Here is a 19374-nt window from a genome sequence, read left to right as displayed (position 1 = left end):
ATCCGCCGACGCTCACCAGTGGTACGCGATGGGCCAGGCGCCCGGAAGTACAGCCGGAGAGCGAGGCCGTCCCGGGACGCACGCCTGCTGATCGAGCGCGCGTGGCCGTGCACCCGGTGCACCTGCCTCCCGCCCGGCAGCGGAAGCCCCGGAGGACGACCGCTGCCGCACGGACCGCTGCGATGGGTGATGTTTCTGCCGTGGGTCCGGTGACGCAAAGGTGCGCGGTTTCAGTCGAGGTGGTCGGCAATGATGGAGGGTGCCTTCTCGGCGCCGATGCCCTCGACCTCATGGCATGGGCCGGCGCGTCAGCTGATGCGGGCTCCCGTGCCGCTGACCCGGACGCGCGGGTCACCCGGGCGCAGCGTCACCGTGAGTTCACCAGGGCGGCCCAGGTCCTCGCCCTGGTGCAGGGTCAGGACAGCGTCCTCGGGGACCAGGCCGAACTCACGGACGTACGCACCGAACGCGGCGGCCGCAGCGCCGGTTGCCGGGTCCTCGACGACGCCGCCGACGGGGAACGGGTCACGCACATGGAAGACGGTGGCCGACTCCCGCCACACCAGCTGGACCGTGGTCAGGTCCAAGCGGTGCATCAGGGTTTCGAGGCGCGTGAAGTCGTACGCGAGATCTGCGAGGCGCGCGCGTGTCGCCGCCGCGAGAACGAGATGGCGGGCACCGGCGAACGCGACGTGCGGCGGGAAGGCGGGGTCGAGATCGGCGGCCGGCCAGCCGAGCGCGGCGAGCGCCTCCGTGAGATCGGCGTCGGCGATCTTCTCGTTGTGCGGCTCGACACTGGTGAGTGTGGCCCTGACGGTTCCGCTCTCCTCGGCCACCTCCACCGGCACGGTGCCGGCGCGCGTCGCGAACAACAGCTCCCCCGGGCCTATCCGCTCGGCGAGCGCGACGGCGGCCGCGACGGTGGCGTGCCCGCAGAACGGCACCTCGGCCTTGGGGCTGAAGTAGCGGATGCTGTACGCCCGTCCCTCCTGGCCGCCGAGGCCCTCCGGGGGCGCGGTCAGGAACGCGGACTCCGAGTATCCGAGGTCGGCGGCGATGGCCAGCATGTCGCTGTCGTCCAGGGCTGTGGCATCCAGAACGACGCCTGCGGGGTTTCCGCCGTCGGGGGTACTGGAGAAGGCGGTGTATCGCAGTACGTCGGGCCGTGGCGCATTCGTCGTCATGCTGGCGGCAACGCGGGGCGGTCCCGCGGCTATTCCCAGTGCCGTGACCACATTGGGTTCGCAGGGTTCGGCCTTGCTCTATGATCCGATGGCTATGGGGGAAACCGTTCATGGCCGCTCGCGCGCGACTCGCACGGTCGCCGTGGCGTTGGCCGGGGTGGCGGCACTGGCTGTGCTGTTCGGTGTGCTTCTCGTCCTTCCGGGGATGGTGGTGGACCACGACCTCGCCGGTGGCCACCTTGCCGCGGCAGACCGGATAAGCGCGGTGAACAACGTGCGTACCACGCTCCTGCAGGCGATCGGTGGCGCGGTCGTCCTGTTCGGCGCCTATGCCACCTGGCGGCAGTTGCGTGTCAGCCAGGACGGGCTGAACGCCACCCGGGAGGGCCATGTCACCGACCGCTTCAGCCGGGCCGTGGAACAGCTCGGCAGTGACAAGCTGGACGTGCGGATCGGCGGCATCTACGCACTGTGGCGGATCGCGGACCACTCCGCCCGCGACCACGAGGCCGTCGTCTCGATCATGGCGGCATACCTCCGGACGCACCTGCCGTGGCCGCCCCAGGAAGCGGGCGCTCCGGCAGCGGACGCGTCCATCAACACGGTGCGCCCGTTGGAGACCCGTGCCGCCGATGCCCAAGCGGCGCTCACCTGCCTCGGGGTCCTCGGCCAGGAACGCAGCCCGGGTTGGCTCAACGTCAGCTTCACCGACCTCCGTCGCGCCGACTGCGACGGCCTCTGGCTGAACGGCGTCAACCTCGACGCCACAAGCCTGGAAGCGGCGAGCGTGTTCCAGGTCAACCTGAGCGGAGCGTCACTGATCGAGGCCAACCTGAGGCATGCCGAACTCGGGACGTCGATTCTCCGTCAGGTCCGTTGTCTCGAAGCCGATCTACGCGGCGCACGCCTGGTCAAGGCCGACCTGAGAGAGGCGGACTTCTCCGGTGCGGACCTCAGGGAGGCGAACCTGCGCAAGGCTCGGGCCCATGGGGCGGCGTTCGTCGGTGCGGATCTGCGATCGGCCGACCTGCGTGGCTGCGACCTCGGCGGTGCCGACCTGCGGGACGCGAGACTCGACGGCGCGTTGGCGAGCGAGCTGACCATCTGGCCGAACGGCTTCGACATCGGCGTGGCCGGCCTCGTCATCACCGAGGATCCCGGCGCCGAACCTGACGTTCTGCTGCCGGCCGCCGCGATCACGAAGCCGATACCGCCCCTGCTGTCGTCCTGAAACCGCCCCAACTGCGGTCGGGCTTCGGACCGTCCGGCGCGCTGTTGCCGGGCGCCTCGAAGATCTCGACTTCATCCCTGCCGCGCCCCCGCCAGCCGGCTCCGTGCGGCGGCCTGGATCCGGGAGGGCCCGAGTCCCCATTGAAGGGTCCGTCCGACCGCCGTCGCCAGGGGCCGGTCCCAGCCGGTACGGACCGGGGCCGGGCGGTGGATGCCGAGTTCGGTGCGGGCCCAGTCGGGGAGGAGTCCGATCGAGGCGTTCGTGAGCAGGCCTGTGACCAGTCGCTCCCGTCGTGTCCGTCCGAAGCGGCGGAGGAACAGGACCGAGTCCAACGCGGCCGCAGTGGCGTGGAGTTGGGGACGCAGGCGGGCCAGGTAGCGCTCCACTTCGAGGGACGTGCGCGGTACGTTCCGCGCGCCCAACGCCTCGGCCACGGGGGCGACTTGGCGGTAGTAGGCGTCGCACTCGGCGGGGGTCAGCCGGAGCGGCCTGGGCGCGTAGGTCTGGTGGCCGGCGAGGAAGCTGCGTACCTCGGCGGTGTGCACCCAGGTGAGCAGGTCGGGGTCGTCCGCGCGGTACGGCCGGCCGTCGGGAGCCGTGCCGTGCACCCGGGTGTGGATCCGCCGGACGAGGTCGATCACCTCGCGGGCGGCGGCCGAGGAGCCGAAGGTGGTCGTGGTGACGAACCGTACGGTGCCGTTCAGCCGCCCGACCGGATCGGCGCGGAAGTCGGAGTGCTGGTCGACCCCTGCCATGGCCAGCGGATGCAGCGACTGGAGCATGAGTGCGGCGAACCCGCCGGTGAGCATCCCCGTGGCGTGCCCGTGCACTCGCCACACCGGGTCTCCCGGCGCGATCCCGAACAGCCCCGGATCACCGGGCGGACCCGCGTACCGATCCAGCTTCAGATCCCCGCCGTGCACGGTCGCCGTGAGTTCAGCAGCGATCCGTTCCCGCAGTCCCACCAGCACCTCCAGGGTCCGTGTCCGTCAGCCGAGGGTACCGACCCGCCCGGCGAGCACGGCCACGAGGATGAGCAGTCCGCACAGGGGGTTGGTGCCGAACGCCCGCCGGCAGGCCCCGACGTCCGCAGGGTCGGCCCGCCACACCTGCCATCCCAACTGCCCCGCGACCACGCACAGTCCGGGCCAGTACAGCGGCCCGAGCCCGGCCACGAACCCGAACGAGGCGAGCAGCACCACACACCCCGCGTACACGCCGCCCACCAGCACCCGGCCACGGCGCCCCAGCAGTACGGCGGCCGACCGCACCCCGGCCCGCACATCAGCCTCCCGGTCCTGGCAGGCGTAGATCACGTCCGTCCCCACGGCCCAGCAGATCAGCGCCCCGTACAGCACCCCGCCTCCGAGCCCGAGCCCTCCGGTCAGCAGGCCGTACACCAGCGGCAACGTCCAGTTGATGGTGATCCCCAGCCACACACGAGGCCAGTGGGTGACTCGCTTCATATACGGATACACCGCCGCGAGGGGCGCCCCGGCCGCCGCCCACACCACGGCCTCCACACTCCAGAACCCCATCACCAGCGGAGCGGCGGCCCCCACCACGACACACAGCACCAGTGCCCGCCCGGCCGGCAGCCGCCCGGAGGCGACGGGCCGCCCCGCCGTACGCGGCACCTGCGCGTCCAACCGCGCGTCCAGTACATCGTTGAGCCCGCAGGCCGCCCCTCTCGACAGCACCCCGTACACCAGGAGCAGCAGCCCGAGCAGAGCCCCGTCCCGGGGCCTGGCTGTCGCACCCAGGGCGATCCAACCGGGCACCACCAGCAGCCAGGCCCCCACCGGCCGGTCCAGCCGCAGCAACTCCAGATACGGCCGCACCCCGGCGGGGCCCGCCCCACCAGCCGGGCGGCACGGCCTTGGGCCGGGACGTGAGTCGAGGCGTGGGCCGAGGCTTGTAAGGGGACGGTCATACCGATTCATGCCCCTTTCCAGGACGATTGCGTGCTGATCGGTCCAACCTAGCCCCGGCCAGGGCGAGTTCCCCGTCCTTTCGGGGAGATCCCTGGAAACGACGGTCCCACGGGCAAGGGAAGCGGTCTACGAATCTCCTGAACAGGTGGCTTCGAGCGAAACCATCTGTTGGACAGGATCGCGGGCCCGTCCCAGGATGGTTGACATGGCGAGTGAAGAGACCGAAGTGGTCGTCGTCGGGGCGGGCCAGGCCGGCGTGGCGATGAGCGAGCATCTGGGCGCCGCCGGCGTACCGCACATCGTGCTGGAGCGGCACCGTATCGCCGAGCGGTGGCGTTCGCAGCGGTGGGACTCCCTGGTCGCCAACGGGCCCGCGTGGCACGACCGGTTCCCGGGGCTGGAGTTCTCCGGCATCGAGCCCGACGCCTTCGCACCGAAGGAGAAGGTCGCGGACTATTTCGTGGCGTACGCCGAGAAGATCGGCGCCCCGATCCGGTGCGGAGTCGAGGTGACGTCCGTGCGCAGGAACGACGGCCGGCCCGGTTTCCGGGTCGAGACGTCGGAAGGCGCCATCGACGCGCGCATCGTGGTGGCCGCGACCGGGGCGTTCCAGCGGCCCGTGATCCCTCCCGTCGTCCCGGACGGGGCCGTCCCCGTGCAGATCCACTCCAGCGGATACCGCAATCCCGAGCAGTTACCCGAGGGCGGTGTCCTCGTGGTCGGCTCCGGTTCCTCGGGCGTCCAGATCGCCGACGATCTGAGCCGGTCCGGTCGCCGGGTGTTCCTGTCCGTCGGCCCCCACGAGCGTCCTCCGCGTGCGTACCGTGGACGTGACTTCTGCTGGTGGCTCGGTGCGCTCGGACTCTGGGACCTGGATACACCTCCCCAGGGTGCCCAGCATGTCACCATCGCGGTCAGTGGTGCCCGCGGCGGCCACACGGTGGACTTCCGCGACCTGGCCGCCGACGGTATCGAACTCGTCGGCATGACCGCCTCCTACGACGAGGGCGTACTGCGCTTCGCGCCGGACCTCGCCGCGAACATCGCACACGGCGACGCCCATTACCTCGATGTCCTGCGGACGGCCGACGACTACGCCGAACGCAACGGGCTCGACCTGCCCGAGGAGCCGGAGGCCCACACCCTCGGACCGGAGCCGGACTGTGTGCGCGACCCCCGCCTGGAACTCGACCTCGCCGAGGCCGACGTCACCTCGATCATCTGGGCGACCGGCTTCACCGCCGACTTCGACTGGCTCCAGGTCGACGCCTTCGACGAGAACAGGCGGCCCAGCCACCGACGCGGAGTGTCCTCGGAGCCCGGCGTCTACTTCCTGGGCCTGCCCTGGCTCTCCAACCGCGGATCGAGCTTCATCTGGGGTGTCTGGCACGACGCCCGGTATGTCGCCGTCCACATCACGACCCAGCGGGGCTGCCGCGCGTACGGCACCGCGGATCCGGCGAGCCTGGAGACCTGAGGGGGCCGTGCCTCCGTCCGATGTCGTCTCGTGGCAGGCGCGTCGCCCGCACAGGACCTAACATCCAGCCACTGGAGATCGGCGCCCGCGTTGAAATGCGGGCCGCCCGTGCCCAGCGGTGCAGAGTGGTGGGACGCGAAGTAGACCGGTCCGGCGGCGAGCGCCCAACCTGCGCGCACGCGGCGTCGATGCAGATGCGGAGGTCCTGCGCATGGGGCCCGCAGTGCCGCCCATGTTCGCGGTGCGTGACCCGGACGGCAACAACCTCATCCTCATCGAGAGCTCGTGAACAGGTGGTGTCCGTGATGGCGGCGCGCTATCCGGACTGGTCTCGCGTTCGTGAAGTCGATGACGATGAGGGTCGGAGGTCGGTGTGGCCGTTGCCGCTGCCGGCCGACCCGTCCGAAGTGGCTGCGGGTCCCGGGCTCGCTTTCGCCAGGACGGTGCCGAGGTGTCGGGCGACCGAGTCGACGTGGGGCGGGTCGAGCAGAGACAGGTGGTGTCCGGGCACGGTGATCACAGCGAGGTCCGAGCACACCGCGTCCCAGCCGCGCGCCGGGTCCTGCCGGTCGAACAGGTCGTCCCGCAGGGCGTCCGGCGTGATGTCCGCCGCACTGAGGAAGGACACCGGACCGTCATAGGGACGCGGGGTGTAGCGCTCCAGTGCTCGGGCATCCAGGAGCGACGTCCGCTGGTGGTTCAGAATCGCGTCGCTGACGGCGCTGTTGACCAGCCCCGCGTCCCGCATCGCAGCGACGACGAGCTGCACCTGTGCTTCGTCGTCGAGGCCCGCCAACTGCTCGTAGGGTAGCGAGATCCGGCGCGCGTAGGTGACTTCGAGGAACTCGACGAATCGCTCGAACCGCTGCTCGGTACGGGTCGCGGCAGAGCGGCTGGTGTCGTCGGGCAGCGGGATGATCGAGTCGATCAGGGCCAGCACCTCCACCCGCTCGCCCGCCAGGCGTAACTGCTGCGCCGCTTCGAACGCGAGGGAACCGCCGAACGACCAGCCCGCCAGCCGGTAGGGGCCGTGCGGCTGCACCGCCCGCAGCTCGGGCACGTACTGCCGGACCCGGTCCTCGATCGTGGAAAGCCCCTCGACCCGGTCGAACCCGTACACCGGGATGGCCGAGTCGAGCAGTTGTGTCAGCTGGGCGTAGACGGTGGTGTCGCCGCCGCCGGGGTGGAAGAAGAACAGCGGCGGCTTCGTGCCCTCGCCCCGCAGCACCCGCGGGTGGGGGCCTGGGCGGTCCGGCACGCGCACGTGAACCGCCATCCGCTCGATGGTGGGGTGCGCGAACAGTTCGGTGACCGTCAGGTCGCGTCCGCTGCGTTCCTTCAGCAGGGCGGTGACCCGCTCGGCCAGGGACCGGTCGCCGCCGGCATCGTCGAAGTCCGTCGTGACGCCGACGTTCACGCCGAGTACGTCCCGCCAGACGCCGGCGACGAGCCGTTCGGCACGGTCGCGGGCCCTGACCATCGGCGGAGCTGGGACGCCGGCGTCGCGCAGGCCCAGTTTGTCGAACAGCCACCGCTCGGTCTCGACGACGCTCGCCCCGCGTAGCAACAGGGACAGCGGCAGAGTCAGGTCGAAGTCGTGCTGGACGGCATGCCGGATGCGGACGGCCAGCAGCGAGTCGACACCCAGCATGGTCAGCGGTGATCCGGTGTCCAGCGATTCCGGCGGGCTGCCCAGCACCGACGCGATCCGTGCGCGCAACTGCGAGGAGGCCGCCGCCCGTGCCGTTTCCGGGGGGAGTCGTCGAAGCCGGGAGACATCCGCCCAGTCGTCCGAGGAGTTGGCGTAGGGATGCAACAGCGGCTCGAAGAACGGCATGTGCGTCAACTGAGGGAAGGCCGTGACCAGCGCGGGAGTGTTCAGGCGCAGCGCACCGACCTGCCCCAGGTTCCGGCCGAGTGCCGCGATGAGCACCGCTACAGCCTCCGCCGGCTGAATCGGATGCAGCCACGGGACGTCCAGCCCGGCGACGGCTCCGACATCGGCCCAGGCGCCCCAGGCGATGGACGTGCCGGGCAGGCCCTGTGCCCGACGCATCGCGACCAGCGCGTCGAGGTAGGCGTTGCCGGTCGCGTAGGCGGGCTGGCCGGGCATGCCGTGCAGCGCGGCGACAGAGGAGAAGCCCAGCCACCAGTCGAGATCGAGGTCGCGCGTCACCTCGTGCAGCCGCCATGCGCCATAGGCTTTGGGGAGCCAGGAGCTGTGCAGTGTCTCGAGGTCCAGGTCGCCCGTGGCGCGATCGTCGAACACCGCGGCCGCGTGGATCACGCCTCGTACCCGACCTGCGGCGGCCACCAGCCGTTCGGCCACGCCGGCTTCGGAGATGTCGCCCAGGACGACCTTGACTTCGGTGCCGCCGGAGTTCATCCTGTCGATCGCCTCGGCCGCGGCCGGCCCGGCCGGCGAGCGCCCGTTGAGGACGATCCTGGCCGCGCCCTGGCAAGCGAGCCAGTCGGCCAGGAAGATGCCGATCCCACCGAGACCACCGGTGATGATGTATCCGCCGTCGTGGCGCACCACCGCGGATGCGGCCGCGCCGGCTTCGGGCCGCCGGTCCACTTCGGGCAGCCACTCCAACCGGGCCGTGTGCCGCACGCCCGACCGCCACGCCACCTCGTCGTCGGTGCCCGCGGCCAGCTCGCCGCGCAGGGCGGCAACCGAATCCTCGATCGTCCCCAGCGGGTCCAGATCGACAACTCCCAGCCGCAGCTCGGGACGCTCGCAGGCCAACACACGGACCAGCCCGCGCAAGGATGCGAACGCCGGGTTCCCCGGCTCGCCCGGGCCGACGGCGAACGCACCGGTGGGCACCAGCAACAGGCGCGGCGGCCGGCTCGACTCGGCCAGCTCACGGACCGCGTGGGAGACGGCGAGCACAACTCTCTCGGCCTCGGCGAGACCGCCGTCGGGCGGCAGCACGAACAGCACCGCGTCGGCGTCCGGCGTCGTGCCGTAGCCGCCCTGCCGCGCGCCGAGCGCGGCGCCGAGCGCCGTCGGCCGCTCGCTCAACACGAGGATCGACTCTCCGGCCGTGTGACACGTTCCGAGGTCAGCCGGCCGCCACACGGGCTGCAGGAGCCGCCCGGTCAGTGGAGCGGCGATCTCGGCATGGTGGACGGCACGCACGACCACGCGCTCGATCTCCAGCAGCACCTGGCCCAGCTTGCTCACCAGGGACAACTCGCCGAGCCAGTCACCGTGTCGGTCGACTTCGGTGAGCCGGGCATGGACTCGTACGCCCCGGGTGAGATCGCCGTGGCAACGGACGGTGCCGTACTCGACCGGCATCCGTGGGGACATGGCACCGGGGTCGTGCAGGGCTGCGGCGAAGACCTGGAGACACGACTCGACCAGGGCAGGGCGCAGACCGGGCCCGAGATGCCGAGGCGGGACGAGTTCGGCGGTCGCACACAGCTGCCCGTCCCCGGCGCGTGAGCTGACTCGTGGCTCGCGCATGCCCGAGAACGCAGGCCCGAAACTCAGGCCGAGGAGCTCCAGTCGCCGGCGGACATCGTCGGCAGGGACGGGCGCGAACTCGCTCGCGTCCACTGCCGGCACATACGGTTCAGGGCGCTCGGGTCCGGCGACGGACGCTTCGGCGCTCGCGTGCAGCAGCCAGGTTCCGTCCGCCGCCCGGGTGTGCATCCGGATCGTGCCGTCTGCGAACGTCGTCGTGACGGTGGTGTGGTCGTCGAGTGCGAGTGGCAGGTGCATCGTGACAGCGCGCAGCACGACCTGTTCGGGCCGAACGCCCCATGCCGTGCTGGACACGGCGGTCGCCATCTCCAGAACCACCCCGCCGGGCAGGACCGGACGACCGTCGAGGCGGTGGTCCGCGAGCCACGGATGCGCGGCCGTGCCGAGATCGGACCGCCACACGTGACCGCCGCCATCGGGTAGTTCGGTGTGGACACCGAGGAGCGGATGGTCACCTGGGGGCAGCGTGGCCTTCAGGGGCGGGAGCCAGTGCCGGGTGTGCCGCCAGGGGGTCGTGGGAACGTCGATGATCCGGCCGTCGCGTGGCGGTTCGGCCTGAGCGGCTAGTTCGAGGGTGGCGAGCTGCGAGTGGAAGTGCCCGACCTCGTCAGGACAGTTGCGCAGGCTCGACAGCACCAGGGTGTCGGATCGTCCGGCGAGATTGTCGGACACGGCGTGTCGCAGCACGGGATGGGGCGACACCTCGACGAATGCGCGGAAGCCGTCTTCGGCGGCCGTGGCCACGGCCGCTGTGAACAGCACCGGCTTGCGCAGGTTCTGTGCCCAGTAGTCGGGATCGAAGGCTGGCCGGCCGTCGGTAACTGTGCTGTACACGGGAATCACGGCAGGCTGAGCGGTGATTCCGGACAGACCGTCCACCAGTGCGGGTGTGATCTGGTCGACGATGGGCGAGTGCGCGGCGACGTCGAGCCTGAGCAGGTGAGCGAGTCTTCCGTCGGCCTCTGCTTCGGCCACGATGCGGCGTACTGGCACGGCATCGCCCGCGATGACCGTCTGTCCCGGTGCGGACAGCACGGCGATGCTCACGCCGGGGTCGTTCGCCACGAGCTCGGCCGCCTCCTCGGCGGCTGCCTCCAGCAGCGCCATGGCGCCGTCGCCGGCGAGCGAGGCCAGCAGCTTCGAGCGGAGCGCGACCACCCGAGCTCCGTCGGCCACGGTGAGTGCCCGGGCGACGACCGCCGCCGCGACCTCGCCGAAGGAGTGGCCGATGACTGCGGCCGGGTGGACGCCGTAGTGCCGCCACAGCTCGGTCAGCGCCAGCTGGATGCCGAACACGAGCGGCTGGACGCGGTCCATCGTGGTCGCGTCGACACCGGCGAGCAGATCTTCCCGCAGGGAGAAACCGGCCTCGGCTCGGATGACCGGGTCGAGTCGGTCGACGGCCGCCGCGAACACCGGTTCCTCCGCGAGGAGTTGCCGGGCCATGCCCGCCCACTGGGACCCGTGCCCGGAGAACACGAACACGGGTCCCTGTGCGAGGGTGGGCAGTTCCTCGGGGGCCAGGTTCCGGAGCCCCGCGATCAGGTCCTCCCGGGTCCTCGCCACGACCGCCGCCCGGCGCCGCCCGTCGAGTCGGCGGGCCAGTGTGTACTCGATGTCCCCCGGCGCGGGCCGGGTGTCCCGTACCCACTCGGCCAGCGCCACCGCATGCTCCCGCAGCCTTTCCGTACTGGCCGCACCCACCAGGAATCGGCGCGGAGCGTCCTGTGGCTGGATGCCTTGCGGGATCGCCGTACCACGGTCCTGTTCCAGGACCGCGTGGGCGTTGGTGCCGCCGAAACCGAAGCCGGAGACGCCGGCCAGAGCCGGCCGACCGGCGCCGGGCCAGGACCGGAGCGAGTCCGCCACGACCACGCCGAGATCACCGAACGGAATGCGCGGGTGAGGAGGCGAGCAGTGGATGCTGGGCGGGATCAGCCCGTGGTGCAGCGCCAGCACCGTCTTGATCAGCCCGGCAACGCCGGCCGCAGCCTCCAGGTGGCCGAGGTTGCTCTTGACGGATCCGATCAGGAGCGGTTGTCGACGCCCGGCGCCGAACACCATCCCGAGGGCGCGCGCCTCGATCGGGTCGCCGAGCAGCGTACCCGTGCCGTGTGCCTCGACGTAGTCCACCTCGGAGGGATCGACCCCGGCCTGCCGACAGGCCGCGTGCAGCAGCGCTTGCTGTGCTGCACCGTTGGGAGCGGTCAACCCGTTGGAGCGGCCGTCGGAGTTGATCGCGGTGCCGCGAATCCGTGCCAGCACGCGGTCACCCGCTGCCTGCGCGTCCGAAAGCCGCTTGAGTACGACGACGCCCACGCCCTCGGCGCGCACGATCCCGTCGGCATCAGCCGAGAACGGCCTGCAGCGACCGTCGGCCGAGCTGACACCCATCTCGTCGAAGCATGCCGTCACGCCCGGTCCGAGCAGCAGGTTCGCTCCGCCGACCAGGGCGACCTCGCACTCACCCGACCGAAGGCTCTGCACCGCCAGGTGAACCGCGACCAGCGACGACGAGCACGCGGTGTCCACGGCCAGGCTGGGGCCGCGCAGGTCGAGCAGGTAGGACAGGCGGTTCGCAGCGATCGACAGCGCCGCGCCGGTCGCCGCCCAGGAGTCGACAGCGGAGAGGTCGCCGATCGACCGAGCCCCGTACTCGGTACCGCTGATGCCGACGAACACGCCGGTATCGCTTCCGCGCAGCGACCGGGGCGCGATCCCCGCGTGCTCCAGCGCCTCCCAGGCGACCTCCAGCAGCATGCGCTGCTGCGGGTCCATCCGCGCGGCCTCGGCGGGCGCGATGCCGAAGAACTCCGCGTCGAAGCCCGCGACGTCGTGCAGGAACCCACCCCACCGCGTCACCCGATCGGTCACCGAGGCGTACTCGGCCCAGCGGACGGCCGGAACCTCCGACACGCCGTCGCGGCCGTCGGTGAGCAGCCGCCAGAACTGTTCCGGCCCGTGCACGCCGCCGGGCAGCCGACAACCGAGGCCGACCACGGCGATCGGGTCCCCGGACACAAGGGGAGAGACGGGTGGCGCGTCCGGCTCACGCGTCTCGGTCAATGCGTCGACGAGCCGGTCGATGCTCGGATGGTCCCACAGCAGGGTCGCCGGCACGGTCCGCCCGAGAAATTCTTCCAACTCACCCGAAAGCTCGACGGCGTCGCGTGAGGACAGTCCGAACTCCCGCAGCGGAAGCGCCGGATCGACGTCGTCCTCGTCCAGCTGACAGACCTCGGCGATCCGCTCGACGAGCCGTCGCCGGATGCGGTCGGCCATGGTCATCCCCGCCCCCAATGGTGCTGTTTGGTCGCGGACCGGGCGACCTTCCCGCTCGAGGTGCGCAACAGCGCCCCGACCGGGACCAGTTCGAGGCCACGCAGCTTCACGTCGTGCGCTGTGGAGACCGCTCGCCGGACGGCGCGGCTGACCTCGGCCTCGTCGACGTCGCCGCCGCGACGGTACTCGGCCACCACGGCGGCGCCCTCCACACCGTGTTCGTCGTGTACGGGGAAGGCAGCGACACCGTCGCGCCGGATCGCGGGGTGTGCGTCGCACACGGTGGCCTCGATGTCCTGTGGGTAGTGGTTTCTGCCGTCGATGATGATGAGGTCCTTGAGCCGGCCGGTGACATAGAGCAGACCGTCGTGGATCATGCCGAGGTCGCCGGTCCGCAGCCAGCGGCCGGGGGCGTCGCCGTGTCGCGCACCGAAGGTTTCCGCGCTCCGCTCGGGCTGCTGCCAGTAGCCGTCCGCCACATTGGGGCCGTCGACCCAGATCTCGCCGACCGTTCCGTCCGGAAGAGCGACGAGTCGTTCCGGATGAACGACGCGGACGCTCAGACCCACCGGCCTTCCGGCAGCCACCAGTTCGAGCGCCCCTGACGTTCCCGGCCCGACCGGTACACCACGGTGCCCGGCCAGTGCGGCCCGCTCGAACGCGGTTACCACCGGACCCGCGTCGTCCGTCGCCGTGACGAAGACGGTCGCCTCGGCCAGTCCGTACGACGGCCGAAGCGCGGTGGCTGCCAGACCGTGCGGGCCGAACATCCGCTGGAATTCGGCGATGGTGCCTGCCCGCACCGGCTCGCTGCCGATGATGAGTACCCGTACGCCGGAAAGATCCAGCCCGGCGCGGTCGGCCTCACTGGTCTTGCGGGACACGTACTCGAAGGCGAAGTTCGGTGCGGACGACATGACGGCGGCTCGCCCCGACATGGCCCGCAGCCAGCGCACAGGGCGCTTCACGAAGTCGAACGGAGTCATGAACACCGACCGGCACCCCGCGAACACCGGCGCGGCCAGCTGCTGGATCAGGCCCATGTCGTGGAAGAACGGCAGCCACCCGACGACGGTCCAGTCCGTGGTCGCCCGGTAAGCGGCCGCGGCCTGCCACGAGTTGGCGACCACCGCGCGGTGCGTGATCACCGCACCGGCCGGATCTCGCGTGGATCCCGAGGTGTACTGCAGGTAGGCGGGTTCGTCGAGGCCGATGTCGGGGGCCGTGAAATCACCGTCCGGCTGGGCTGGATCGTTCACGGCGATGATGTGCTTCGGCCGGGGGACCGAGTCGTTCTCCGCGAGAGCGCGCACTTTTTCGAGCGCGTCCAGTGAGGTCAACCACACCTCGGGCGCACAGTCGGACAGGACGTGGACCAACCGACCAGTGTGCTGGCTGCCTTCCGGGGCGAACAACGGCACCGCAACGGTTCCGGCGTGCAGGGCACCGAGGAAGGCGACCACATACGTCAGGTCCTGCGGTGCGAGGATCGCCACCCGCTGACCACGCGAGGTGACCCTGCTCAGCTCGACGGCGACCGCGCGGACCCGCTCCGCCAGTCCGGCCCACGTCACCGTGCGCTCGATGCCCTCACGGTCGGACGCGTGGTCGAGAAAGGTGAACGCAGGAGCGTCCGAGTGCGATCTGTCGAAGAGGTAGCTGGTCAGCAGCTGCAGATCGGCTGGCACCTCATCGTCGGAGGAATGGCTGTCGGTCAGGGACATCTGCATTTCACCTACCTTGACTAGCAGGATTCCGGGGGCCGTCCGTACGCACTCCTGGACATCTCGGCCGAGCTTATCGAGGGCCCACCGATGTTCAGGACGGACTGTTGAGGAAGTCGCTGATCAGTTCGGCGACTTCGGCGTGATGGGTACTCGGGGCTCCTCGGCGCCCGACGGTGTGGAGTCGTGGATCGGGGACGGCCGCGGCGAGGTTCTCGGCGACGTCGACGGAGTGTCCTGTGGCCACCAGGGTGGTCGGCGATCGCGCAGATGGTGATGGCCGTTGGCCGCGTGGCGGCCTGCACGGTGCTGGAAAGCGGTCCGGGCCCGGCGGCTTGTCCAACGGTCGTACCCGGCAACCGTTCCCATCCTCCGGGGAGGGTTTGCAGACGACGACGTGCTGCGGCGGGCCCGGTTTCGCCCGTGCCGGGCCCGCCCCTGCTCTCCCGGCTCGAAGATCCGTGTTTACGTGTGGTGCGGCAGGGGTGTGACGGCCCGGTACTCCAGTGCGCTGTAGGAGTGGACCCTGGGACTCAGGGGCCTCGTGGCACCTGCTCGCCCCCAAATTCCGAGCGGGTAGTCGCGCAACGAGGGGCAGGCGGGTGAACCCCCATCGGCTGCCTGCCCCATGCGCACCCCGGCGCCCGGTCCGAGGGGGGCGTGCGTCGGCCCGGGCAAATCAGGAGCCGCACGCTCGGCAACCGAACCATCGGGCCCCTGCGTCATGCGTCGGTCGAGAAGCATGGCAGCGGCCCTGCTTCCTGCCCTGATCCTGTGCTTGCCCCGAGTTCCCGGGGCGGGTTTCTGTCATAGGCGTTCGTCGCGTTCGTCAATGACCGGCACTGTCGACGTCCAGCAGCGACGGGGTCAAGATCTGTCGACGACGAAAGACTCTCGTCCTGCATGATCAGCCCCCCGTCGCCACGGCGCAGCACAGCCGTGCGGCGCACCGGTCCCGGACCGGTCGGCCGACCGCCGTCGGGTTCCGGGGCGAAGCCGACGCTCAGCCAGTGGAGTGGCCCGTCAGGGCGCACCCGCCGTGCACATCGACGACCGGTCCGAGGCGCTGAGCCCCGTCTCACGGAACAGGTCCAGGTCCGCCCTCTCGCGCAGCAGCCCATCAGTGGCCGCGTCCGAGACCGCCGTGGCGGGGCCGAGGCACGCGTCGACTCCTGCACCGCCGGCCGGTCGGAACGGTGTACATGTCCCGCCACCAGACCAGGCGGCCGCGCACGCCGGGAGGGCCGATCGCAGACCTGTACGGCTGGGCGTGGACGGTTCGGCCTCGCGACGGCCTACGGTGGAGACATGAGCGAGATCGTCGTCTACGAACTCGACAAGCCTGTGGCAACGCGCTCCTCCACAGGGGTGCCGAGTGGCGCGGAACGGCGCGTGCGCAAGGTGCACGCGGCGCCGGTCGCCCCGGGGACGCGTACCGCCACCGGGCCGAGAACCCTGTGCGGCAAGGACACCTTCGCCATGGAGGCGGCCGACTGGAAGCCCTCCGAGCGCCCCGGAGCACGGTGGTACCCGGCGGAGTACGCATCCGTGGTCTGCCCCGACTGCGATGCCGTGATCGACACCTGACCACGGCGAACGGCCGACCGCCTGTCTGACGTCACCGCGCTCACGGTCTTCCTGCGGCTACCTCCGTTCCACGTATTCCTTGAAGTGCTCCAGGTCGCCGCGGACGAGTCGTTCGATCGCGTTCGTCTGGGCGAACCCCTTGGGTCCGCCGAAGGTGTCCCGGACGGTGTCGGGGTCGTACTCCAGGCGTGCCTGGATCCGGGTGTGGTTCTGGTCGATCGGCTCGAGCGAGAAGGAACCCGTCAGCTCGGGGGCGCCCACGCTCAGCCACTCCATCACGCGCTCGCCGCGGTCGGAGACCTCGGCCTCGACCTCCCGCGCTCCGCCCCTTGCCTCGACCTCCAGCTGTGCTCGGCCTCCGGCCCCCGTGCGCGCGCCCCGCACTCCTTGCACGAAGCGTGGATAGTTCTCCACCTGGTGAATTTTCTCCCAGGCCGTATCGATCGGAACGTCGATATCGACGTGCAGTTCGAGGGTGCTCATGGCTCACCTCCGCGTGCATCTCATGACGCATCGCCTTCTGCTCACAGTGTGCGCCCGGCAGGAACCGGCAGGGGAGGGGAGAGCTGAGAGCCAGGTGGCTCCGGAGGTCGGCCACTGGTCGGCGGTGGCACTGATCGGCGTCGTCCACACGCTGGTCAGCGGCGACCTCACCGGCACCGTGGGTGCGCCGCTGGAGACGAGCGCCTGGGTCTTCGCGATCGTCCTGACGGTCGTGTTCGCCTTCTGGCACCGGCGCGAGCGGACCCTGTCCATCCACCGCATCGACACCATCAGCCGCAGGTCCCTTGTCGCCTGCGGATTCTCTACTGATTCACCCTTTTGGTTGGTGTTTCTGCCGGATTTCGAGCGCGATGCCATTGCTCTTCGATATGTCCGGTGTATCCAGCTCGTCATGCCCGGAACGGCCGCGCTGGTCCTACTACAACATGTAGGACTAGTGTGTGCTTGAGGAACCGCCGCGTTCCCCTGCGAAGGGGCGCCTTGGTGTGTCGCTGGTCAGGGTGGTTGGTTCCTTCATGTCAGGGAATGGCGCGATATGACCTCACGAGTGCGGCGGAACGCCGTCATCGGACCGGTGCCGCATCGGCTTGGTCGGTACAGCGACCGACAGCGCACAGGCGCACGAAGTGGCTCGGCGGAATCCCGAGGCAAGCCCTGGCATCGGTGGACTCCGGTCCGAGCGTGGAACACACATGTCAACACTTTCCTGGAGGCCCTGTGGTAATGGCGGACACCCCGGCCGTGCAGCCGTCCGAAGAGGTGCTCATCAGCGTCGTCCTCCCCGTCTACCGGGTGCAGGAGTATCTGCCGGAGTGCCTCGACTCGATCCTCGGGGCCTCGCAGTCCTTTCGAGGTGTCGAGGTCGTGGCCGTGGACGACTGTTCCCCTGACGACAGCGGTGCCCTTCTCGACGCGTACGCGGCCCAGGACCAGCGGCTGCGCGTGGTCCACCTGCCGCAGAACGTCGGCCTCGGCCGAGCGCGTAGCGAGGGCCTGGCCCAGGCCAAGGGGGACTACGTGTGGTTCGTCGACAGCGACGACCGGCTGACCGACGGAGCGCTCGCCGCGGTCGCTGCGCGGCTGCGGCGGACCGAGCCTGACGTACTTCTCGTCGACCACGCCCTCGTCGCCCCGGACGGAGCCGTGGAGCGCAATGTGCGTGCGCATCAGTTCCGGGGCGCGCCCGAGACGTTCACGCTCGCAGAGCGCCCCGGCACCCTGGACCTCATCATGACCGCGTGGAGCAGGGTGCTGCGCAGAGAGTTCCTGCTCGGCCTGGACCTGGAGTTCGGGCACGGGTACTACGAGGACATCTCCGTCACCTACCCCGTCCTGCTCGCTGCGCGCCGGCTCAGCATGCTCGACCGTGTCTGCTACCATTACCGGCGCGGGCGTGAGGGAGCGATCACCAACACCTCCAGCCCGAAGCACTTCGATCTTTTCGGCCAGTACGAGCGGATCTTCGCCTTCATCGACCGCGAGGCCGAGACCGCCGAGCCCTTCCGCAGGGCCGTGTTCGACCGGACCGTACGCCATGCGACGACGGTGCTCGGCACCCCCGGACTCGTGCCGGAGAACATGCGGCGCGACTTCTTCCGGAAGACCTCGGAACACTTCCGGAGATTCCGGCCGAACGACTACTTTCACCCGTCCGGGCTGCGTGGCCTGCAGTACCGGCTGGTGGAGCGGGGTGCCTATCCCGCGTACGCGGCCATGGAACCGGTGAACCGGCTCCGCCTCGCACTTCGTACCGCCCTCGGCCGGGCGCGCCGTGCGGCACGCCGGGCACCCCGACTCGCGGCAACGGCCGTGCGGCGGGCCTACTACCGTGCCTGCCTGGTGCTTCCCGTCGATGACAGGCTCGCCGTCTACGCCGCCTACTGGAGCCGTGGTTACGCCTGCAACCCGGCGGCCGTCTTCGAGAAGGCCCGCGAACTCACGCCCGCCATCCGCGGCGTGTGGGTGGTCGCCAAGGACAGAACGGGGTCCATTCCACCGGGAGTCGACTACGTCGTGGACGGATCGGCACGGTGTCTGCGCACGATGGCGCGGGCCAAATATCTGGTCAACAACGTCAACTTCCCTTATGAGCTGCCCAAGCGACGGGGCGCGGTGCTGGTGCAGACACAGCACGGCACCCCCCTGAAGAAGATGGGGACCGACCTGCGGGACCACCCCGCTGCCGCACGCGGCATGAACTTCGACCGGCTGGTGGAGCAGTGCCGGCGATGGGACTTCCTGGTCTCGCCGAACCCGCACACCACCGAGGTGTTCACCAGGGTCTACCCCGGCGGCTACGAGGTACTCGAAACGGGCTATCCGCGCGTCGACCGGCTCGTCAACGCCTCGCTCGACCAGGCGCACCGCGTCCGGGACGAACTGGGCATCGCCCCCGGGCAGACCGCCGTCCTCTATGCGCCCACCCACCGAGACCACGAGGACCGCACGTCGGCTCTGCTCGACGTGCGGCGGTTCGCCGACGAACTCGGTGACGACCACGTCCTACTCGTGCGCGCGCACTACTTCGACACCCCTCAGACCGCCCCGTCGCAGGGCGTCGTGGACGTTTCGTCCCACCCGTCGATCGAAGACCTGTGCGTCGCTGCCGACGTGCTGATCACCGACTACTCCTCAGTGATGTTCGACTACGCCGCGCTGGACAGGCCGATCGTGATCTACGCACCCGACTGGGAGACGTACCGTCGCGCACGGGGCGTCTACCTCGACCTCCTCGCCGAGGCGCCCGGAGCGGTCGCCACCACTCAGGAGCAACTTGCCGAGATCTTCCTGAGTGGCGAGTACACGGGGCCGCACGTGGCCGAGCAGCGCTCCGGATTCCGGGCACGCTTCTGCCCCTATGACGATGGACACGCGGCCGAACGCGTCGTACGCAGCGTCTTCCTGCCGGAGCCGGCCAACAGCAACGGGACGGCGACGACAGGAAGTTGACATCGT

12 protein-coding genes are annotated in these 19374 nt (G+C 70.2%); 5 read left to right on the top strand and 7 right to left on the bottom strand.

The features are described from left to right. Positions 1-308: 308 nt before the first annotated feature. Positions 309-1184 carry a PhzF family phenazine biosynthesis protein gene (locus tag BIV25_RS38545; RefSeq protein WP_071377206.1) on the bottom strand — a complete coding sequence of 292 codons (876 nt, stop codon included), beginning with the start codon at positions 1182-1184 and terminating at the stop codon, positions 309-311. A gap of 43 nt (positions 1185-1227) precedes the next feature. Between BIV25_RS38545 and BIV25_RS38540 the strand changes: the two genes are divergently transcribed. Next, on the top strand, positions 1228-2415 hold the full coding sequence (locus tag BIV25_RS38540) for a pentapeptide repeat-containing protein (RefSeq protein ID WP_256257089.1): 1188 nt from the start codon (positions 1228-1230) through the stop codon (positions 2413-2415). A gap of 71 nt (positions 2416-2486) precedes the next feature. Here BIV25_RS38540 and BIV25_RS38535 read toward each other — a convergent pair whose 3' ends face one another. Both BIV25_RS38535 and BIV25_RS38530 read right to left on the bottom strand, forming a co-directional pair. Then, positions 2487-3380, bottom strand: a complete 894-nt coding sequence (locus BIV25_RS38535; protein ID WP_256257088.1) for an oxygenase MpaB family protein — start codon at positions 3378-3380, stop codon at positions 2487-2489. A gap of 24 nt (positions 3381-3404) precedes the next feature. Then, positions 3405-4256 carry a 4-hydroxybenzoate octaprenyltransferase gene (locus tag BIV25_RS38530; RefSeq protein WP_071377204.1) on the bottom strand — a complete coding sequence of 284 codons (852 nt, stop codon included), beginning with the start codon at positions 4254-4256 and terminating at the stop codon, positions 3405-3407. Positions 4257-4554: 298 nt separating this feature from the next. Between BIV25_RS38530 and BIV25_RS38525 the strand changes: the two genes are divergently transcribed. Beyond that, complete coding sequence (locus BIV25_RS38525; RefSeq protein WP_071377203.1) at positions 4555-5826, top strand: NAD(P)/FAD-dependent oxidoreductase; 1272 nt, start codon at positions 4555-4557, stop codon at positions 5824-5826. Positions 5827-6142: 316 nt separating this feature from the next. Here the strand turns inward: BIV25_RS38525 and BIV25_RS38520 are convergent, their stop codons facing one another. The 3 genes from BIV25_RS38520 to BIV25_RS51675 form a co-directional block, all read right to left on the bottom strand. Next, the gene (locus BIV25_RS38520; RefSeq protein WP_071377202.1) at positions 6143-12604 is read right to left on the bottom strand and encodes a type I polyketide synthase; all 6462 of its coding nucleotides are present in this window, start codon (positions 12602-12604) and stop codon (positions 6143-6145) included. A 2-nt stretch (positions 12605-12606) separates the two neighbouring features. Next, a complete protein-coding gene (locus tag BIV25_RS38515; protein WP_256257087.1) occupies positions 12607-14334 on the bottom strand; it encodes a fatty acyl-AMP ligase in 1728 nt (575 codons plus the stop codon). 88 nt (positions 14335-14422) lie between these two features. Then, positions 14423-14575, bottom strand: coding sequence for a hypothetical protein (locus BIV25_RS51675; RefSeq protein ID WP_177235562.1), 153 nt, complete (start codon positions 14573-14575; stop codon positions 14423-14425). Between the two features lie 1061 nt (positions 14576-15636). On the opposite strand from BIV25_RS51675, the gene BIV25_RS38510 reads away from it, so the two are divergent. After that, on the top strand, positions 15637-15915 hold the full coding sequence (locus BIV25_RS38510) for a hypothetical protein (RefSeq protein ID WP_071377201.1): 279 nt from the start codon (positions 15637-15639) through the stop codon (positions 15913-15915). Positions 15916-15972: 57 nt separating this feature from the next. Here BIV25_RS38510 and BIV25_RS38505 read toward each other — a convergent pair whose 3' ends face one another. Further along, positions 15973-16398, bottom strand: a complete 426-nt coding sequence (locus BIV25_RS38505) for an SRPBCC family protein (protein ID WP_071377200.1) — start codon at positions 16396-16398, stop codon at positions 15973-15975. 94 nt (positions 16399-16492) lie between these two features. On the opposite strand from BIV25_RS38505, the gene BIV25_RS54760 reads away from it, so the two are divergent. After that, positions 16493-16867, top strand: a complete 375-nt coding sequence (locus BIV25_RS54760; RefSeq protein ID WP_143076780.1) for a hypothetical protein — start codon at positions 16493-16495, stop codon at positions 16865-16867. Between the two features lie 275 nt (positions 16868-17142). Then, on the top strand, positions 17143-19368 hold the full coding sequence (locus BIV25_RS38495; protein WP_071377198.1) for a CDP-glycerol:glycerophosphate glycerophosphotransferase: 2226 nt from the start codon (positions 17143-17145) through the stop codon (positions 19366-19368). Positions 19369-19374: the final 6 nt, after the last annotated feature.

It is taken from the genome of Streptomyces sp. MUSC 14 (assembly GCF_001866675.1).
Taxonomy (GTDB): domain Bacteria; phylum Actinomycetota; class Actinomycetes; order Streptomycetales; family Streptomycetaceae; genus Streptomyces.
The sequence above is the reverse complement of the archived record's forward strand: the minus strand, read 5'-3'. Positions and strand labels throughout refer to the sequence as shown.

Excerpts from the sequence above, each read along its gene's own strand:
- BIV25_RS38545 (WP_071377206.1), bottom strand. The coding sequence starts at position 1,184 with ATGACGACGAATGCGCCACGGCCCGACGTACTGCGATACACCGCCTTC.
- BIV25_RS38510 (WP_071377201.1), top strand. The coding sequence starts at position 15,637 with ATGAGCGAGATCGTCGTCTACGAACTCGACAAGCCTGTGGCAACGCGC.
- BIV25_RS38525 (WP_071377203.1), top strand. The coding sequence starts at position 4,555 with ATGGCGAGTGAAGAGACCGAAGTGGTCGTCGTCGGGGCGGGCCAGGCC.
- BIV25_RS38495 (WP_071377198.1), top strand. The coding sequence starts at position 17,143 with ATGGCGGACACCCCGGCCGTGCAGCCGTCCGAAGAGGTGCTCATCAGC.
- BIV25_RS38515 (WP_256257087.1), bottom strand. The coding sequence starts at position 14,334 with ATGCAGATGTCCCTGACCGACAGCCATTCCTCCGACGATGAGGTGCCA.
- BIV25_RS38520 (WP_071377202.1), bottom strand. The coding sequence starts at position 12,604 with ATGGCCGACCGCATCCGGCGACGGCTCGTCGAGCGGATCGCCGAGGTC.
- BIV25_RS38505 (WP_071377200.1), bottom strand. The coding sequence starts at position 16,398 with ATGAGCACCCTCGAACTGCACGTCGATATCGACGTTCCGATCGATACG.